This is a genomic window from Pseudomonas sp. TE12234 (genome assembly GCF_054061835.1).
Map to the genome: position 1 here is coordinate 65,879 of NZ_JBSSEP010000007.1, position 17,913 is coordinate 83,791.

Sequence of the window (17,913 nt, forward strand, 5' to 3'; positions counted from 1 at the left end):
TTCCGTGTCCCTGATTCAGGTGTGAGTGGCGTGGATACATTTATTGGAATGTCGCACGGCGATCCAGGCCACACATTACCTAATCTTTGCCGGTTATTTCTTCAATCCGGCAATGCACGGCGAGACAAACAGTTCACCGCGCCAGGCACCCTGCACGGTGCGTTTGGCGACGATCAGCCACATCACGGCCAGCAAACTCACCAGCACACAACCGAATACACTGAAAAACGTCAGGTGCAAGGTGCTGGCCAGTTTCAGCGTTGCCAGGGAATAGACGCCCAACGGAAAGGTGAAGCCCCACCAGCCGAGATTGAAGGGAATGCCGCCGCGCAGATAACGCAGAGTGATCAGCACGGCCATCAGCATCCACCACAGGCCAAAGCCCCACAGCGTGATCCCGGCGACCAGCCCCAGCCCGGCAGCGATTTCACCGATACCCGGCAGCCCATTGGCGGCGAAGATGGCCGGCGCATCGGCACCCAACAGCAACATGCCCAGTGCCCCCGTACCAATCGGCCCGAGCGCCAGCCAACTCGAAGCGGCCATGTTTTCGTGAGGCAGTTTATGCAGCGCCATGCGCAGCAACAGAATCGTCAGAATGCTGAACGCCACGGGCAGGGAAAAAGCCCAAAGCACGTAGCTGGTCACCAGCACCACCAATTGCGAGTGAGCATCGACCAGGTGTGGCGCCAGCAGGCCACCACTGGCGGCCGCCACTTCCGCCGCCACCACCGGCAACAGCCAAACCGCGGTCATCTGGTCGATGCTGTGTTCCTGGCGGGTGAACATCATGTAGGGAATCAGTACGCCGCACGCCAGCGACATCGCCACATCCAGCCACCACAACACTTCGGCCACGTGGATCATGCCTTCGCCAAAGCGCGGCAGGCCAAACACCAGAAAACCGTTGATGATGGTCGCCAGGCCCATGGGGATCGTGCCGAAAAACATCGAAACCGTGGAGTGACCAAAAATCCGCCGGGCCTCATTGAAAAACAGCACCCACCGCGCCGCGTACAGGGCGGTGAACAACACGAACAGAAAGATGTTAAACAGCCAGAGCGCTTCGGCGATAGCGCGCAAACCGGGAGTGACGACGGGCAATTGTGCCAGCGCCAACGCCAGCACTCCGGTGCCCATGGTGGCGGCAAACCAGTTCGGAGTGAACTGGCGAATGACTTCGCGGGGGTGCTGCAGGTGGCTGAACGGCTTGATACCGGGCTTGATCGTGTTGGGGCATGTCATGTCTGAACTCCTGTCCTCGGGTGAGGTGGAATCCATCATAGAACCGGATCGAATATCTATATAACGGGTAATTTCTCTAAGAGTTATCTATTTTACAGATAAGCAATCAGGCATTGCCTTCCGCCTGGATCACCATAATTCGAGCCGCCCTCAGTGAACTGGCGGCTCGGGTGCGTTTTTTCACGACTGCCCGGTAGCGCTGCAAACCCCGGAAGAGCGACGAAGACGGTGCGCCAGCCAAGCCCCCAGGGCCAGGAGGATCAGCACGACACCATAACCATCGGTGGTCATCACCAGCCCAAAGGTGCGCGCCAGGTTACCGGCCAGCAGTGACGGCAGGCAAAAGGCCAGGTAACTGAGCACGTAGTACGCCGACATCAAACCGGCGCGCTCATGGGGCAAGGCCAACGGTACTACGCTGCGCAAAGCCCCAAGAAAACCGGCACCAAAACCACAACCGGCGACCAGCGTGCCAAGGAAAAACAGCGGCAGACTGGCGTCATGCGCACCCAGGAGAATCAGGGCAACGCCCGTCGCCAGGCAACCGGCCCCCAACTGTAGCGCGTTGCCGGCAGGCCGATTGCGCAGGATGAAAATCATCGAGGCACCGGTCAACGTCAGCACGGCGACGGTCGCGCCACCAATCAGGTTCGAGGTTGACCCCGTCGCCGTGCGTACCAACGAAGGCGCCAGAGACGCGTAAAACCCACCGAGCGCCCAGGTTGCGGTATTGAGCGGCAGTACCCGGCACAAGGTCGAACGCGCCTGAACCGGCACATGCAGGGTGGGTCGCAATGAAGCCCACGCTCCCGGCTGACGCGAGACACTTTCCGGCAAACGCCAGACGTACACCCCCTGCATCACGAACAACACGAGCAGTACCCAATAGGTCAAGTGCAACGGAGCCGGGGCAAATTCAGCCAGCAAACCGCACCCCATCCCACCCAGCGCCATGCCGATCAAGGGTGCGACGCTGTTGATCAGCGCCCCCTGCTGGCGATCGGTATCGAGCAGCGTAGCGCTCAATACTGCCGTCGCCATGCCGGTGGCAAAGCCTTGCAGCACCCGTGCACTGATCAGCCAGGCGACGCTGTCAGCCTGGATAAACAGCAGCATCGCGACAATGTTCAGCAGCACCGCCGTGAAAATCACCGGCTTGCGTCCAAGGTGATCCGACAGCGAGCCGACCGTCAGTAGCGCGACCAGCAGGCTGAGGGCGTACACCGCGAAAATCAGCGTCAGAATGGCGGCCGAAAACCGCAGCTGTTCCTGGTACAGGTGATACAACGGCGTGGGTGCCGTGGAGGCGGCGAGAAAACTGAGCAAGGTGATGGCCAGAAACCACAGACTTGCGCGGTTTGAATGGGTATTGGACATGGGCACACTCCGCAAAAGCTAATTTTTTGCTTTTGCGGAGTGTGCTACCGCCTGGCGCTTAAAGCAAATTCTTTGTGTTAAGGTCCGATACAGCATTTTCAGGATCGAGGCGATTGCTGGCTGGCAGGCTTCGACGCGAGACAGGAAAAGTGTGATGACAGCTCCGACTTTACGTCCCGGCGGCCGCAGTGCCCGGGTGCAGGAATCCATACACAAGGCCGTGCGCGAACTGCTCGAAGAGCAGGATCGGGCCAGCGTGACCGTGCCGCAAATCGCCGCTCGCGCGGGCGTCACGCCCTCGACCATTTATCGACGCTGGGGTGATCTGTCGGCGCTGCTGGCGGATGTAGCCCTCGCCCGCATGCAACCGGAAACCGAGTCGGCCAATACCGGCAGCCTGCGCGGCGACGTGTGTGCCTGGGCGGAACAGTACCTCGACGAAATGAGCTCCGCCCCCGGCCGCCACATGCTGCGCGACGTGCAATCGAGCCTCAAGCCGAGCTATTGCGCGACAATCATTGGCGGACAGTTACAGGCGATTCTGGATCGCTATCCGGATCAGCCCCGCCCCAGCGTCGACCGTCTGATCAACCTGGTGGCTGCGCCCATCGTGTTTCGCATTCTGTTCTCCGAGGCACCGTTGCAAGTCGAGGAACTGCATCAGCTGATCGAAATTGCGTTGAGTCAGTAAGGCCACCATCGCGAGCCAGCTCGCGATGGGGCAGGCACAAACCGCAAAAAACCAGCTGCCCGCCACGCTGCGACACCCCGCCACGCCACGACCTTGGTCGACACTGACTAACCGGGGCGGTCGTGCGAGACTGTCTGTCCGGGCGGGAGGCCCGGGTGTCTTTGGTTGCCGGGAGTTCCCATGTCGCTGTCCAGCGGGCTGATTGCCGCCGTCGCCCTGGCCTATATGGCCATCATGTTCACCATCGCCTTTTACGGTGACCGACGCAGTGCGCCGCTGCCGCCGCGGGTGCGTGCCTGGGTGTACAGCCTTTCGCTCGCGGTCTATTGCACCAGCTGGACCTTCTTTGGCGCGGTGGGCCAGGCTGCGGAACAGCTTTGGTCATTCGTGCCGATCTACCTCGGGCCGATCCTGCTGCTGGTCGGGGCACCGTGGGTGCTGCAAAAAATGGTGATGATCAGCAAGCAGGAGAACATCACTTCCATCGCCGACTTCATCGCCGCCCGCTACGGCAAATCCCAATCGCTGGCGGTGGTGGTCGCTTTGATCTGCCTGGTCGGCGTGTTGCCCTACATCGCCCTGCAGCTAAAGGGCATCGTGCTCGGGGTGAACCTGCTGATCGGTGCCGGCGCCGACGCCATGGGCGTACGTGCGCAGGACACCGCATTGATCGTGTCGCTGGTGCTGGCGCTGTTCACCATCGTTTTCGGCACTCGCAACCTCGATGCCACGGAGCACCACCGCGGCATGGTGCTGGCCATTGCGTTCGAATCGCTGGTGAAGCTGTTCGCCTTTCTGGCAGTCGGTGCATATGTGACCTACGGCCTCTATGACGGTTTCGACGACCTGTTTAACCAGGCCATGCTCGCCCCCCGACTCGAAGAATACTGGAAGGAAACGGTCAACTGGCCATCGATGGTGGTGCAGACCGGTGTGGCGATGATGGCGATCATCTGCCTGCCACGGCAGTTCCATGTGACCGTGGTGGAAAACATCGATCCGCAGGACTTGCGCCTGGCTAAATGGGTTTTTCCGGCCTACCTGGCATTGGCGGCAATGTTCGTCGTGCCCATTGCGCTGGCGGGTCAGATGCTGTTGCCAAGTTCAGTGCTGCCGGACTCCTTCGTTATCAGCCTGCCCCTGGCCCAGGCGCATCCCGCCTTGGCCCTGCTGGCGTTTATCGGCGGCGCATCGGCGGCGACCGGCATGGTGATCGTGGCCAGCGTGGCGCTGTCGACCATGGTCTCCAATGACATGCTGTTGCCATGGTTGCTACGCCGCAACAACGCCGAGCGCCCTTTCGAAGTGTTCCGTCAATGGATGCTCTCGGTACGCCGGGTGAGTATCGTGGTCATTTTGCTGCTGGCCTACGTCAGCTATCGCTTGCTGGGCTCGACCGCAAGCCTGGCGACCATCGGCCAGATCGCCTTTGCGGCGGTGACCCAACTGGCTCCGGCCATGCTTGGCGCGCTGTACTGGAAACAGGCCAATCGCCGTGGCGTGTTCGCCGGCCTCGCCGCCGGTACGTTCCTGTGGTTCTACACCCTGATCCTGCCGATTACCGCCCTTAGCCTGGGCTGGTCGCTGAGCAGCTTCCCCGGCCTGGCGTGGCTGCACAGTAACCCGCTGCACCTGCCGATCACACCGCTGACCCAGGGTGTGGTGCTGTCCCTCGCCGGCAACTTCACCCTGTTCGCCTGGGTCTCGGTACTGTCTCGCACGCGGGTTTCGGAACATTGGCAAGCCGGTCGCTTCATCGGCCAGGAAATCAGTGCCCGCCCCAGCGCACGCTCGATGCTGGCGGTACAGATCGACGACTTGCTGCAATTGGCGGCACGCTTTGTCGGCGAGGAACGTGCGCGCCAGAGTTTCATTCGCTTTGCCTACCGCCAGGGCAAAGGCTTCAACCCGAACCAGAATGCCGACGGCGAATGGATCGCCCACACTGAACGCTTGCTGGCCGGCGTGCTCGGCGCCTCTTCAACGCGTGCGGTAGTAAAAGCCGCCATCGAAGGTCGGGAGATGCAACTGGAGGACGTCGTACGCATCGCCGACGAAGCCTCGGAGGTGCTGCAATTCAACCGCGCACTGCTACAAGGCGCGATCGAGAACATCACCCAGGGCATCAGCGTGGTCGACCAGTCGCTGAAACTGGTGGCCTGGAACCGGCGCTACCTGGAACTGTTCGACTACCCGGATGGCCTGATCAGCGTCGGCCGACCGATTGCCGACATCATTCGCCACAATGCCGAGCGCGGCCTGTGCGGTCCCGGTGAAGCCGAAGTGCACGTCGCCCGCCGCCTGCACTGGATGCGCCAGGGCCGTGCACATACCTCCGAGCGTTTGTTTCCCAATGGCCGGGTAATCGAGCTGATTGGCAATCCGATGCCGGGCGGTGGTTTCGTCATGAGCTTCACCGACATCACCGCGTTCCGCGAAGCCGAACAGGCTTTGACCGAAGCCAATGAAGGCCTGGAACAACGGGTCACCGAACGTACCCACGAGCTGTCTCAGCTCAACATTGCCCTGACTGAAGCCAAGGGCACCGCCGAGGCCGCCAACCAGTCGAAAACCCGTTTCCTGGCGGCCGTCAGCCATGACTTGATGCAACCCTTGAATGCCGCGCGACTCTTCTCCGCCGCCCTGTCCCATCAGGACGAGGGACTGTCCGGAGAGGCACAGAAACTGGTCCAGCACCTGGACAGCTCGCTGCGTTCGGCCGAAGACCTGATCAGCGACTTGCTGGATATTTCCCGCCTCGAAAACGGCAAGATCAATCCCCATCCCAAGCCGTTCGCGCTTAACGAGTTGTTCGACACACTCGGGGCCGAATTCAAGGCGCTGGCGCGGGAACAGGGACTGGAATTTCGTGTGAGGAGCAGCACGCTGCGCATCGACAGCGATATCAAGTTGTTGCGTCGGATCCTGCAAAACTTCCTGACCAACGCATTCCGCTATGCCAAAGGCCCGGTGCTGCTGGGGGTTCGCCGGCAAAAGGGCGAGTTGTGCCTGGAGGTCTGGGACCGTGGCCCCGGCATTCCTGAAGACAAGCAGCAGGTGATTTTCGAAGAATTCAAACGCCTCGACAGCCATCAGACCCGTGCCGAGAAAGGCCTGGGGCTGGGCCTGGCGATTGCCGACGGTTTGTGCCGCGTACTCGGGCATTCCTTGCGCGTTCGCTCGTGGCCGGGGCGCGGCAGCGTGTTCAGCGTCAGTGTCCCGCTGGCCAGGGCGCAAACCGCGCAGCCGGCCAAGGCTGCCGAACTCAATGGCAAATTACTCAGTGGTGCGCAGGTGCTGTGCATCGACAACGAGGACAGCATCCTGATCGGCATGAACAGCTTGCTGACTCGCTGGGGTTGCCAGGTCTGGACTGCACGCAATCGCGATGAGTGCGTGGCATTGTTCAATGAAGGAGTGCGTCCGCAATTGGCGTTGGTGGACTTCCATCTCGACCACGGCGAAACCGGCACGGAGCTGATGGCCTGGCTGCGCACCCGCTTGGGTGAGCCGGTGCCGGGCGTGGTGATCAGCGCCGACGCACGCCCCGAGACCATGGCACAGGTGCATGCAGCCGGACTGGATTACCTGGCCAAACCGGTGAAACCGGCGGCGTTGCGGGCGTTGTTGAGTCGGTATTTGCCGTTGTAGTGCCTGGCTGCCGCGGTGGTGCGACTACCGCCATCGCGAGCAGACTCGCTCCCTCATTCGCCGCATTCCCCTGTGAGAGCAAGCCTGCCCGCGAAGCGGTTTCGCTACTCCGGCAACTCGACCAACCCGTCCACATCCGTCATCGCCCGCTCAAGCAAATCGGCCGGCAGGCTTTTGCTTGCCCTCGCCCCCAGCAACTTGAGTTGTTCACTGCGACTGACCAGGTTGCCACGGCCCTCTGTCAGCTTGTTGCGCGCCGAACTGTAGGCCTTGTCCAGCTGCTGCAGGCGATTGCCGACCTCATCCAGATCCTGGATAAACAGCACGAATTTGTCGTACAGCCACCCGGCCCGCTCGGCGATCTCCCGCGCATTCTGACTTTGGCGCTCCTGTTTCCACAGGCTGTCGATGACACGCAGTGTCGCCAGCAACGTGGTCGGGCTGACGATCACGATGTTGCGGTCGAACGCCTCCTGGAACAGCGTGGGCTCAGCCTGCAGCGCGGCGGAAAATGCGGCTTCGATCGGCACGAACAACAAGACGAAATCCAGGCTGTGCAGGCCGTCCAGACGCTTGTAATCCTTGCCCGCCAAGCCCTTGACGTGGTTGCGCAGGGACAGCACGTGCTGCTTGATGGCGATCTGGCCGATGGCTTCGTCTTCTGCGGCCACGTACTGCTGATACGCCGTGAGACTGACTTTGGAATCGACCACCACCTGCTTGTCGCCCGGCAGGTAGATGATCACATCCGGTTGAAACCGCTCGCCATCCGGCCCTTTGAGATTGACCTGGGTCTGATATTCGCGCCCCTTCTCCAGACCCGCATGCTCAAGCACTCGCTCAAGAATCAGTTCGCCCCAGTTACCCTGGGTTTTCTGCCCTTTCAAGGCACGGGTCAGGTTGGTGGCTTCATCGCTCAGGCGCAGATTGAGTTGTTGCAGGCGCTCCAGCTCCTTGGCCAGCGAGAAACGTTCCCGGGCTTCAGCCTGGTAACTTTCCTCCACGCGTTTTTCAAAGGACTGGATGCGTTCCTTCAGCGGGTCGAGCAACTGGCCGAGGCGCTGCTGACTGGTTTCGGCAAAACGCTGCTCACGCTCATCGAAGATCTTCCCCGCCAGCTCGGCGAACTGCGCTCGCAGTTCGTCTCGCGAGCCTTGCAGGTCATCAAGGCGCTGCTGATGGCTTTCCTGTTGTTCGCGCAACTCCGCGCTGAGAGCGGCGGCCTGGGCGTCCAGGCGACGCAGTTCGGCGTCCTTGCCGGCACGCTCGATATTCCAGGCGTGGGCGGCGTCGCGGGCATCGTCCCGTTCGATCTGCAGCAGTTCGACTTCGCGGCGCACGGCGGCAAGGTCGGCTTGCCGGGCGGAATTGGCCTGGCTTAAATCGGCGATTTCATCGCGACAGGCTTCAAGCTGGGCAGTCAATCCATCTTGAGCCAGATGCGCCGTGGCCAGGCGCTCTTCGAGCAACGCCACCTGCGCCTGCGCATTGCTTGCCCGGCGTTGCAGTTGCCAGGCCAACACCAGTAGCGGCAGTGCAGCACCCGCCAGACCGAGCAATGCGCTGGTCACGTCCATAGCCATAGCCATTCCTGCCATTGAAATAAAGCTTGAAGGTTAACCAAGGCGTCAGGTCTTGGACAGCTCAGTCTTCGATCAGGCCCAGTTCCTTTTGCGCGCGCAGATCGCCTGCACGCGCGGCCTGACGCAGAAGGTCATGGCCAATCCGCCGATCCCGGGCGTTGCCACATTCCCGGCACATCAGTTGGCCGAGTCGGCTTTGCGCAGCCACGACCCCATCACGGGCCGGTTGCTTGAGCAAACGCCCGGCGATGTGTTTCACATTCGGGTTTGCGCCCAGGTGCGGACTATCCAGAAGCCACTCGGCCACACGCATCGAAAAGCGCTTGGGCGGGACAACAGCGGAAGGTTTGGCAGGGCTGGAAAGAAATTGTGAACGAAACTTCATAAAGCACTGTGGGGCATTTCGGAAGGCGCGCCACTCTACTCTTTTTTTCTTACAGGTAAAGTCAAAAAAAACGCTGCACGCCCGTCCTAGAGCAAGCGCTAGGGACAATCCACAGAAGCTGTGGATAACTCAGTGGACAACCGCCCCTGAACTCTCGCAAAGCCCTGTGGAATGGGGCCTGCAGTCAAACTGACGATTTTTTCACCAGTAAAAAAAAGCGATGTTTTTCATTGACTTAAATTTTGGTTACAGGCACCCACTGCGGTTGAAGGCTGGATGACAGTGGGGTGACAGACTGCGCGACTTATGTGCACAAGTACCTTCTCGACGGTTATATCGATGCGCTTTTTCGGCGCATTTTGGCAACACCCTTGGGGATAAACTGTGACAAACTCATGACCAAAGCGGGTTCTGACTGGTTGGATCTCCACCGCCACTGGTCGGATGAAGGGCTATTTCAGGGCGTATCGGGAAAGTAGCAGTTGCGATCAACCGCCCTGGGGCGATGGAATTGAATGCCGCGTCAGCGATCTTTTTTGCTATCACACTTCCCTTCTCCAATTCAATCGGTTAGTATCCGCGGCGTTAGTACCAAGCTGAAAGTCAATTCTGGTCGAACAAATCCCCCCGGACAGCCTTCCCAAACGAAGCCTCCACCGAACAAGCGGGATCGACCACCTCGATGGTTTCCAGGTAAATCTTGCGCCAACACAGCCTTTGAATCGAAAGCAAAGGGTGTTGCCAGGCTCACTTACTCTGACCGAACCAGCCTGCAAATTGATCAGGATCTTCACCCCGGGCCCAGAACCTTTGCCCTTGATGTGTTGCCTGCCCTCCTAAGTACCTACCTGCCAGCCCAAGCGCGCCAACTTTATCAGCGCTTCAAACTGGCTGCTTTGTTCCAGTCAGGTTCTTCGTTCGACCAATGGTGGTCGTCGTCACTGGAACGTTTTAATTTTGCACGGTTCTTATCCGTGTCGCTTGTAGGAACACCAATGACTATGTCTACTCAAATCCATACCCAGGATGCCATCCGCACCCTAACCAACGCTTTTGCACCAATGAACTGCCTGATCATGGCTGCTCGCAAAGGCTGTTTCAGCTTCACGCTGGTCAACGAACACGGCATCGCTCGTCACAGCGAACGCCTGTACCCCGATCAATACTCCAGCGCTGAACCGCTGCAGGCCGTGATCGAGCGTACCCGTCAGGCACTGGTTGCCTGATACGCCAGCAAGGCTGTAACACCAGGAGCCCCGCCAAGAAAGCGGGGCTTTTTGTTGCCCGGAATTTCACAATCCAGGCGTGCCGACTAAGTACTAACCGGTATAACGGTTATAACTCGACGCCGGAAATATTTTAAAAACAGACCTTTACGTCGTGAATATGACACTACACTTCAACTCAAGCGGCTTGTTCCGCTTCCGGCGAGCCTGAGTCGATCCACTGCTGCCAAGGCCCATTCAGGTATCGCCGCCCCATTGAGTGTTTCGAGGGTTTTATGGGTATCGCTGCCAGCGAACTGTGCCGCTATGTGATCCGTCCGACACTCCTCTATCTTGGACGCCACAGCGCAACTGCCGAATCCCTGTTGGTGGGCATCGCCGCCAGCCAGTCAGCCCTCGGCACCGCCCTTCACGACCGCCGAGGCCATGGTCTCTACCGGATCGCCGAACCACGCCATCAGGCGCTCTGGGACCACTACCTCGCACTCGACCCCGAACGCGCCAGCCTGGTACGCGGCCTGGCCAGTCAACATGCTTTCCTCAGCGGTCCGCACCTCGAATTGACCGTTAACCTGCGTTACGCCACCGCCATTGCCTGGCTGCTGGTCGAAGAACAAAACACCCCCCTGCCCGAAGCGGACGACCTGCTGGGAATGGCGCGAATCTGGCGTCAGACCTTCCAGCCCCAGGGACGCCTGCGAGACTTCACTCACGCCTGGCAAACCTGTGTTTCACCGCTGAATCAGGTAGCCTGCTGATCCCGCTGGATCCAAAGTTCGCACATCGAGCTGCGAATTTGGTCGGATTGTCCTACAAAACCGCTCTAAATCAAGCGATACAGCCTATAGCGCTGGGACGAAAATGTTGGTAATTTTCGGCCCGGTGATCATCAGGAGTTCTAATAATGAAAAAAGTAATGCTCAAAACCACCATTAGCCTCGCCGTTGCCATGGCATCCACCCAGATCTTCGCAAGTGGCTTTGCCCTCAACGAACAAAGCATCAGCGGGATGGGGACTGGTTTTGCAGGGCGATCTTCTTCTGCCGATGATGCAAGCACAGTTTTTGGTAACCCTGCCGGTATGGCCCGCCTCAAAGGCCAGCAAATCACTGGCGGTATCGCATCGATCGACGCCTCGACCGACATCAGCGATACCGGTGGCCGTTCAAGCGGAACCAACAAAGGCGATATGGTTCCGTTCACCACAGTACCGATGGGTTTCTACACAAACAAAATCAACGATGAATGGGCTTTTGGCCTTGGTGTCTACGCTCCGTTCGGGCTGATCACCAACTACGAAAACGGCTTTCAGGGCCGCGCCTTCGGCAGCAAGAGCGAAGTCAAGGTTGTCACTCTGCAGCCAACCGTCAGCTACGCGTTCAACGATAAAGTGTCGATCGGTTTTGGCCCTACCATCAACCGCATTTCCGGCACCCTGGAATCGGACATTGCCCTCCCTATCCCCCGCACTGGCGACAACAATGTGGAGATCAAGGGCGACGATACGGCCCTGGGCTTTAACGCCGGCGTCCTGGTGCAAGCCACCGACACCACTCGCGTGGGCCTGACCTATCACTCGAAAGTGAACTACAAGCTCGACGGCCACACCGATGTGACTACCGGCGCTGGTGTGCCACCTCAGCTACTCAGATCCAACCGTTACGATGCCTCGCTGAAGATCGAAACACCTGAGTCCTACGACCTTTCCGTGACTCAGGACATGAATGATGCCTGGAAGCTCTATGCCGGTGCGACCTGGACTCGCTGGAGCCGCCTGAAAGACATCACCGTCAACAACGAAGGCGTAACCGCAGCCACCGGTGGTGCCCTCGCGCCATCGATCGTGGGTACCATCACGGAAGAGCAGAACTGGCATGATACCTGGGCCTACGCCGTGGGTACTTCCTACCAGTTGAACAAGCAGTGGGTACTGCGTACCGGTCTCACCTTTGACCAGTCGCCTACCAACAACACTGATCGTTCGCCACGCATTCCTACCGGCGACCGGACTATCTTCAGTGTCGGTGCAGGCTTTAGCCCAACCGACGACTGGACCATCGATGTGGCCTACTCCTACCTCAAGGAAGAGTCTGTCACTGTCAATCGCGCTAACGCCTTGGGTCAGTCCTACAACGCCAAGTACGAAAACAGTGCGAACGGTTTCGGTGTCGGCGCTACCTACCGCTTCTGACGATTCACGGCGAGCCTGAATCCCTCGCCAGCTGAATCAAAAAAGCCCCGCACTCTTGCACAGAGGCGGGGCTTTTTATTGGGCATCGATCAGGGTGTTGAAGCTGGAGGCGGTGAAGCCAGCGCCTTCTCCACCGCCGCGATGAAGTCCGGATCATCAGGCTTGGTCAGACTGGAGAAACTGGCGATCACCTTGCCCTGGCGATCGACCACGTATTTGTAGAAATTCCACTTCGGCGCGCTGGACTGCTCGGCGAGCACCCGGAACAGGTGTGTCGCATCGTCGCCACGCACCTTCTGCGGCTCGGTCATGGTGAAGGTCACGCCGTAGTTCACGTAGCAGACCTTGGCGGTTTCCGCGCCATCTTTGGACTCCTGCTTGAAGTCATTGGACGGCACACCGATCACCTCCAACCCCTGATCCTTGAAACGCTGGTTGAGCGCTTCAAGGCTTTTGAATTGCGGGGCGAAGCCACAGAAACTGGCGGTATTGACCACCACCAAGGGTTTGCCGGCGAATCGCTGGCACAGGTCGATGGACTCCTTGGCCCGTAGTTTCGGCAGCGAACCTTCCAACAGCGTCGGGCATTGCGCCGCTTGAGCCAACCCGGTAAACACGACCAATAATGCAGGTACTGCCAGCCAGCGCATCAACATGTCAGGGCTTCCTTGTAAGTCGTCAGACCTCGAAGTTACTCGCCCGCGCATCCCGCTAGCAAGCGCCCATCCCCAATTGCATCAGGGCCAGGCCGCCCTGATGCCAGCCCCACCATGCCAGGACAAGCAGCAAGGCACAGACACTAAGAACAGTGATTCGCGGCCAGAGATGGTTCATGTTGCACTCATTTGCGGTTGCAGGCGCGCCACCGGTGTTTCACGCACAGGCCAGTTCAAGGCGGCGGCCATCAGGCTTAACAGAATCGCTACCTGCCAGATCAAGTCGTAGCTCCCGGTCCGGTCGTACACCACCCCGCCCAACCAGCCACCGAGGAACGAACCGAGCTGGTGAAACAGGAAAACTATCCCACCCAGCATGGACAGATTTCGTACACCGAACAAGGTCGCTACCGTGCCATTGGTCAACGGCACCGTCGACAGCCACAGGAAACCCATGGCCATACCGAACAGATAGGCGGAAGTCGTTGTCACCGGCGCCCACAGGAACAGCGCGATCACCACCGCGCGCAACAGGTAAAGTCCCGTGAGCAAACGTGGCTTGGACATGCGCCCGCCGAGCCAGCCTGCGGTGTACGTGCCGAAGATATTGAACAAGCCGATCAGCGCCAGCACCGTGGTGCCGACCGTCGCCGGAAGGTGTTGATCCACCAGGTAGGCCGGCAGGTGCACGCCAATGAAGACCACCTGAAAACCGCAGACAAAAAAACCGAACGCCAGCAGCCAGAAACCCGAATGGGAACAGGCTTCGCGCAGTGCCTCGGACAAGGTCTGCTCATGGCCCAGCACTGGCAAGGGTTTGTCCTTGAGCATGCTCACCAGTGGCACGATCAAAGCCACCAGACAGCCCAGGGCCAGCAGCGCCGCGGACCAGCCGAGCCAGCCGATCAACCCCAGCGTACCGGGCAACATGGCGAACTGGCCGAATGAACCGGCGGCGCTGGCAATGCCCATGCCCATGCTGCGTTTCTCCGGCGGTACCGCGCGCCCGACCACGCCGAGGATCACCGAAAACGAAGTACCGGACAGCCCGATACCGATCAACAGGCCAGCGCTCAAGGACAGGGTGACTGCCGAATCCGACAAGCCCATGCACACCAGGCCCAGGGCGTACAGAACGCCACCAATCAGCACCACTTTCGCCGCGCCGAAACGGTCAGCCAGCGCCCCGGTAAAGGGTTGCGCCAGCCCCCAGATGAGATTCTGCAGGGCGATGGCGAAGGCAAAGACTTCCCGCCCCCAACCAAATTCCGCACTCATCGGCGCCAGAAACAGGCCAAAGCCGTGTCGCACGCCAAGAGACAACGCAAGGATCAGCGCACTCCCCAATAACACCCAACCACAGGTACGCCACATCGATGTCATTCTTATTCTCCAATCGCGGGTATATACCCGCTTAAGGTCGGAAAAACCGGCATCAAGCCAGTTCGTCCAGCAGCTTCAACAAGGTTTCACGCTTCTCGGCACCCAGGCGATCGATCAATCGCTGTTGCGCCGCTTCCCAGGCCGGCAAGGCCGCTTGCAAACGCTCGGCCCCGGCATCCGTCAGCCGGACGATGCGATTGCGCATGTCTTCGCCCTCGACCAGCATCACCAGGCCCTCGCCTTCCAGAACGCGCAAATTACGCCCCAGGGTGCTGCGGTCCAGCCCCATGGCCTCGGCCAGGGTGGAAATACTCGGTTGATCCAGGCATTGCAGATTGCACAGCAAAGAATACTGCGCAACGTTGATCCCGAAACCGTCGAGAGCGCCGTCGTAATGCCTGCTGACGCCACGGGCGGCGCGACGCAGGTTGATGCATAAGCATTGGGATTCGAGCATGGTGCGTGTATATACCCGTGGTTAAATGAAAGCAATTTTTTTGTTACAGGCAACTCACAGAGCAAGCCCGCTCGCGAGTGCGTTACATCAAGGCCAGCCCGACCAGCATCGCAACTTCCAGTAATTCCAGCAACGCCCCGGCTGTATCGCCCGTCGTCCCGCCCAACCGTCGCAGCATCACCTGTCGTAGCCAGACAAACAGCACCACAGCCAGCATCACCGTAAAAAACCCACTCAGGCCAGCAATCAGCACGCAAACCAACCCACTGACCGTCAACACCTGCTTGCCCGCCGAGCGTGGCAGATGATCAGCCAGCGCCTGGCCCAAACCACCGGCTCGAACATAAGGCGTGGTCAGGAACAACCCCAACAACGCGCTGCGTCCGAGCAACGGCACGATGATCAGCGCCATGGCCTGCTGCTGTTCGATCAAGGCCAGCAGCGCGGCGAATTTCAGCAGTAGCACCAATACCAGGGTAACCACCGCAATCGGGCCGCTGCGCGGGTCTTTCATGATGGTCAACGTGCGTTCTCGGTCGCCGAAGCCACCCAGCCACGCATCGGCGCTATCGGCGAGCCCATCCAGGTGCAATGCGCCGCTGAGCAGCACCCAGACCGTCAGCAGGAGTGCCGCGTGCAGCAGCAGCGGTGTGCCGAGCATGAGCCAGTTGAGCCCCCATAGAATCCCGCCGAACAACAAGCCCACCAGCGGATAAAACAGCAGCGACCGCCCCAGCTCCTGCGGTGCCGGCATGCCCGGCAGACGAATCGGCAGGCTGCTGAGAAACTGCAAGGCGATCCAGAACGGCAGCATGGTCAGTGCACTTCCCTTAGCAATCCGCCGGATTCGACCGACAGCGAGAACAGTGCGCCATGACCGACTTCGACGTTGAGCAACTGCTCCCGAGGCAAGCCGCGCGCCTGCGCCAGCAGCAAACGCATGACGCCGCCATGGCTGACGAGCAATACCCGCTCGCCCGCGTAGGTGGCATGCAAACGCGCTACCGCCGCCAGCACCCGCGCGGCGAACGCCGCCACCGGCTCACCTTGCGGTGGTGTGAATGCGTAGGGATCGGCCCAGAACAAACCCAGGGAATCGGCATCGGTTTCCATCAGCGCCGCAGCGCTCTTCCCCTCCCAGGCGCCGAAATGCAGTTCTTGCAGGTCTGCTTGCAATTCGACCGGCAAGCCCAATCGCCCTGCCAGTTCTTCAGCGAACCGCGCACAACGCTGCAGGGGCGAACTGACCAGACGATCCCAGGGCCCTTGCGCCAATACCGCCTCGCGCATTTGCTGCCAGCCTTTTTCGGTCAGCGCATCGTCGAGGCTGCCGCGCAAGCCGCCACCGAGTTCGGTTTCGCCATGGCGCAGCAAATCCAGACGCAACGTCATGCCGGACGATCCGCCACCGCCGCCTCGGCGAACGTCGCCATCTGCCCGTGCAGGTCGCAGGCCAGGCGCAGCAATGGCACGGCCAGCGCAGCGCCACTGCCCTCACCCAGACGCAGGCCGAGGTCGAGCAAGGGTTCGGCGCTCAAGGTTTCCAGGACATGGCGATGCCCCGGCTCGGCGCCTCGATGGCCGAACAGCAGCCACTGTCGGCACTCGGGATTCAAGCGCACCGCGACCAGCGCCGCGACGCTGCAAATGAAACCGTCCACCAGCACCGCAATGCCTTCCTGGGCGCAGGCCAGGTAAGCGCCCACCAAGGCCGCGATTTCAAAACCGCCAAGGTTCAACAGGGTCTGCAACGCATCGCCACGCTGAGCGCCGTGCAGGGCCAATGCGCGCTCGATCACCTGAGCCTTATGGCTGACGCCTGCCGCATTCAACCCGGTGCCCGGCCCGGCCAGATGCACCACCGGACATTCCAGCAATGCGCACGCCAGGGCACTGGCCGCCGTGGTGTTGCCGATGCCCATCTCACCACCGATGAACAGCTGGGCGCCCGACGCGAGTGCGCGCTGCACGCTGTCGCGACCGGCCTGGAGAGCTCGCTCACCTTGAGCCTGGGTCATCGCCGGACCCTGCACAAAATTCGCCGTCCCCGGACCGATGTTCAGATGACGCACACCCGACAGGTTCAATGCCGGCGTCACCGTGCCCAGGTCCACCACTTCGAGGGAAGCCCCCAACTGCCGCGCCAGCACGCTGATCGCTGCACCGCCGGTGACGAAGTTATGCAGCATCTGCCCGGTAACCTCCTGGGGAAATGCCGATACGCCTTCAGCCACCACACCATGGTCACCGGCAAAAATCGCGATCCACAGCTGATCCAGCCTTGGCTTGATCTGCCCTTGCAATCCCGCCAATTGCACCGCCACCGCTTCGAGCTGACCGAGAGAGCCGGCCGGCTTGGTCAGTTGTTGTTGACGGGCCTGCGCCTGCTCGACCACGTCGACGTCGATCGGTTTGCACGGGTTCAGCCACCAGGATTGGGTCATAACGCAGTTCCTTTCAAAGTCAGGGGCAGGCCGGCGACGGTCAGGATGACTCGCTGACAACGCTCGGCCAAAGCTTGATGCAGCCAACCGGCTTCATCGACATAGCGGCGAGTCAATTCGCCCAGCGGCACGACACCCATTCCGGTCTCGTTGCTGACAAAAATGATTTCACCCGGCAACGACGCCAGGCACTCCAGCAGGGCATCGCGCTCGGCGCCCAGGCGTTGCGCATCGTCGAGCATCAGCAGATTGGTCAGCCACAGCGTCAGGCAATCCACCAACAGGCAGCGATCGGCATTGGCGGCTTCCCGCAGGACACGGGCAAGCTCCAGCGGCTCTTCGATCAAGGCCCATTCGGCCGGACGACGGGCGCGGTGATGGGCGACCCGGTCGCTCATTTCACCGTCCAGCGGTTGGCTGGTGGCGATGTAGGTCACTTGCAGCTGACTGTCCAATGCGAGTTTTTCGGCCAGACGACTCTTGCCGGAGCGGGCGCCGCCGAGGATCAGTTGGAGCATATTCTTAACCTTTTATTTGGCGGTGTAGCGACAGGCCTCATCGCGGGCAAGCCCGCTCCTACAGGTTCTGTGTGCAGACCGAAAATCGGTAGACAGCCCCGATCCT

Annotated in this window: 17 protein-coding genes; 5 read left to right on the forward strand and 12 right to left on the reverse strand. The window is 60.3% G+C overall.

All coding sequences use genetic code 11. The annotated features are described in order from the left end of the window. Window positions 1-93: 93 nt before the first annotated feature. Together ACVWYU_RS13145 and ACVWYU_RS13150 are read right to left on the reverse strand one after the other, a co-directional pair. Window positions 94-1,245 carry a TDT family transporter gene (locus tag ACVWYU_RS13145; RefSeq protein ID WP_457372862.1) on the reverse strand — a complete coding sequence of 384 codons (1,152 nt, stop codon included), beginning with the start codon at window positions 1,243-1,245 and terminating at the stop codon, window positions 94-96. Between the two features lie 180 nt (window positions 1,246-1,425). Further along, window positions 1,426-2,622 carry an MFS transporter gene (locus ACVWYU_RS13150; RefSeq protein WP_457372863.1) on the reverse strand — a complete coding sequence of 399 codons (1,197 nt, stop codon included), beginning with the start codon at window positions 2,620-2,622 and terminating at the stop codon, window positions 1,426-1,428. A gap of 154 nt (window positions 2,623-2,776) precedes the next feature. On the opposite strand from ACVWYU_RS13150, the gene ACVWYU_RS13155 reads away from it, so the two are divergent. Both ACVWYU_RS13155 and ACVWYU_RS13160 read left to right on the forward strand, forming a co-directional pair. Then, entirely contained in the window at window positions 2,777-3,313 is a 537-nt protein-coding gene (locus ACVWYU_RS13155; protein ID WP_247257536.1) for a TetR/AcrR family transcriptional regulator, read from the forward strand. 180 nt (window positions 3,314-3,493) lie between these two features. Then, window positions 3,494-6,964, forward strand: a complete 3,471-nt coding sequence (locus ACVWYU_RS13160; protein ID WP_457372864.1) for a hybrid sensor histidine kinase/response regulator — start codon at window positions 3,494-3,496, stop codon at window positions 6,962-6,964. Between the two features lie 104 nt (window positions 6,965-7,068). Here ACVWYU_RS13160 and rmuC read toward each other — a convergent pair whose 3' ends face one another. After that, complete coding sequence (rmuC, locus tag ACVWYU_RS13165) at window positions 7,069-8,433, reverse strand: DNA recombination protein RmuC (RefSeq protein ID WP_247257584.1); 1,365 nt, start codon at window positions 8,431-8,433, stop codon at window positions 7,069-7,071. Window positions 8,434-8,608: 175 nt separating this feature from the next. Further along, on the reverse strand, window positions 8,609-8,932 hold the full coding sequence (locus ACVWYU_RS13170; protein WP_090324119.1) for an SEL1-like repeat protein: 324 nt from the start codon (window positions 8,930-8,932) through the stop codon (window positions 8,609-8,611). A gap of 1,001 nt (window positions 8,933-9,933) precedes the next feature. Between ACVWYU_RS13170 and ACVWYU_RS13175 the strand changes: the two genes are divergently transcribed. The 3 genes from ACVWYU_RS13175 (at window position 9,934) to ACVWYU_RS13185 (ending at window position 12,349) form a co-directional block, all read left to right on the forward strand. Then, complete coding sequence (locus tag ACVWYU_RS13175) at window positions 9,934-10,158, forward strand: hypothetical protein (RefSeq protein ID WP_007898912.1); 225 nt, start codon at window positions 9,934-9,936, stop codon at window positions 10,156-10,158. 275 nt (window positions 10,159-10,433) lie between these two features. Then, entirely contained in the window at window positions 10,434-10,916 is a 483-nt protein-coding gene (locus ACVWYU_RS13180; RefSeq protein ID WP_090324121.1) for a hypothetical protein, read from the forward strand. 146 nt (window positions 10,917-11,062) lie between these two features. Then, window positions 11,063-12,349: an OmpP1/FadL family transporter gene (locus ACVWYU_RS13185; RefSeq protein WP_457372865.1), complete on the forward strand. Its 1,287-nt coding sequence runs from the start codon at window positions 11,063-11,065 to the stop codon at window positions 12,347-12,349. Between the two features lie 89 nt (window positions 12,350-12,438). Here ACVWYU_RS13185 and ACVWYU_RS13190 read toward each other — a convergent pair whose 3' ends face one another. The 8 genes from ACVWYU_RS13190 to cobU form a co-directional block, all read right to left on the reverse strand. Next, on the reverse strand, window positions 12,439-13,005 hold the full coding sequence (locus ACVWYU_RS13190; protein WP_457372866.1) for a glutathione peroxidase: 567 nt from the start codon (window positions 13,003-13,005) through the stop codon (window positions 12,439-12,441). A gap of 55 nt (window positions 13,006-13,060) precedes the next feature. Next, complete coding sequence (locus tag ACVWYU_RS13195) at window positions 13,061-13,183, reverse strand: hypothetical protein (protein ID WP_457372867.1); 123 nt, start codon at window positions 13,181-13,183, stop codon at window positions 13,061-13,063. Next, on the reverse strand, window positions 13,180-14,388 hold the full coding sequence (locus ACVWYU_RS13200; protein ID WP_457372868.1) for an MFS transporter: 1,209 nt from the start codon (window positions 14,386-14,388) through the stop codon (window positions 13,180-13,182). The genes ACVWYU_RS13195 and ACVWYU_RS13200 overlap by 4 nt, the downstream gene beginning before the upstream one ends. 52 nt (window positions 14,389-14,440) lie before the next feature. Further along, window positions 14,441-14,845 (reverse strand): MarR family winged helix-turn-helix transcriptional regulator, encoded by a 405-nt coding sequence (locus ACVWYU_RS13205; RefSeq protein ID WP_457372869.1) that lies wholly within the window; start codon window positions 14,843-14,845, stop codon window positions 14,441-14,443. An 82-nt stretch (window positions 14,846-14,927) separates the two neighbouring features. After that, on the reverse strand, window positions 14,928-15,659 hold the full coding sequence (locus ACVWYU_RS13210) for an adenosylcobinamide-GDP ribazoletransferase (protein WP_457372870.1): 732 nt from the start codon (window positions 15,657-15,659) through the stop codon (window positions 14,928-14,930). A 2-nt stretch (window positions 15,660-15,661) separates the two neighbouring features. Further along, a complete protein-coding gene (gene cobC, locus ACVWYU_RS13215) occupies window positions 15,662-16,237 on the reverse strand; it encodes an alpha-ribazole phosphatase family protein (protein WP_457372871.1) in 576 nt (191 codons plus the stop codon). Continuing rightward, window positions 16,234-17,289, reverse strand: a complete 1,056-nt coding sequence (cobT, locus tag ACVWYU_RS13220) for a nicotinate-nucleotide--dimethylbenzimidazole phosphoribosyltransferase (RefSeq protein WP_457372872.1) — start codon at window positions 17,287-17,289, stop codon at window positions 16,234-16,236. Before cobT ends, cobC begins: the two co-directional genes overlap by 4 nt. Continuing rightward, window positions 17,286-17,807, reverse strand: a complete 522-nt coding sequence (gene cobU / locus ACVWYU_RS13225; protein WP_457372873.1) for a bifunctional adenosylcobinamide kinase/adenosylcobinamide-phosphate guanylyltransferase — start codon at window positions 17,805-17,807, stop codon at window positions 17,286-17,288. Before cobU ends, cobT begins: the two co-directional genes overlap by 4 nt. Window positions 17,808-17,913: the final 106 nt, after the last annotated feature.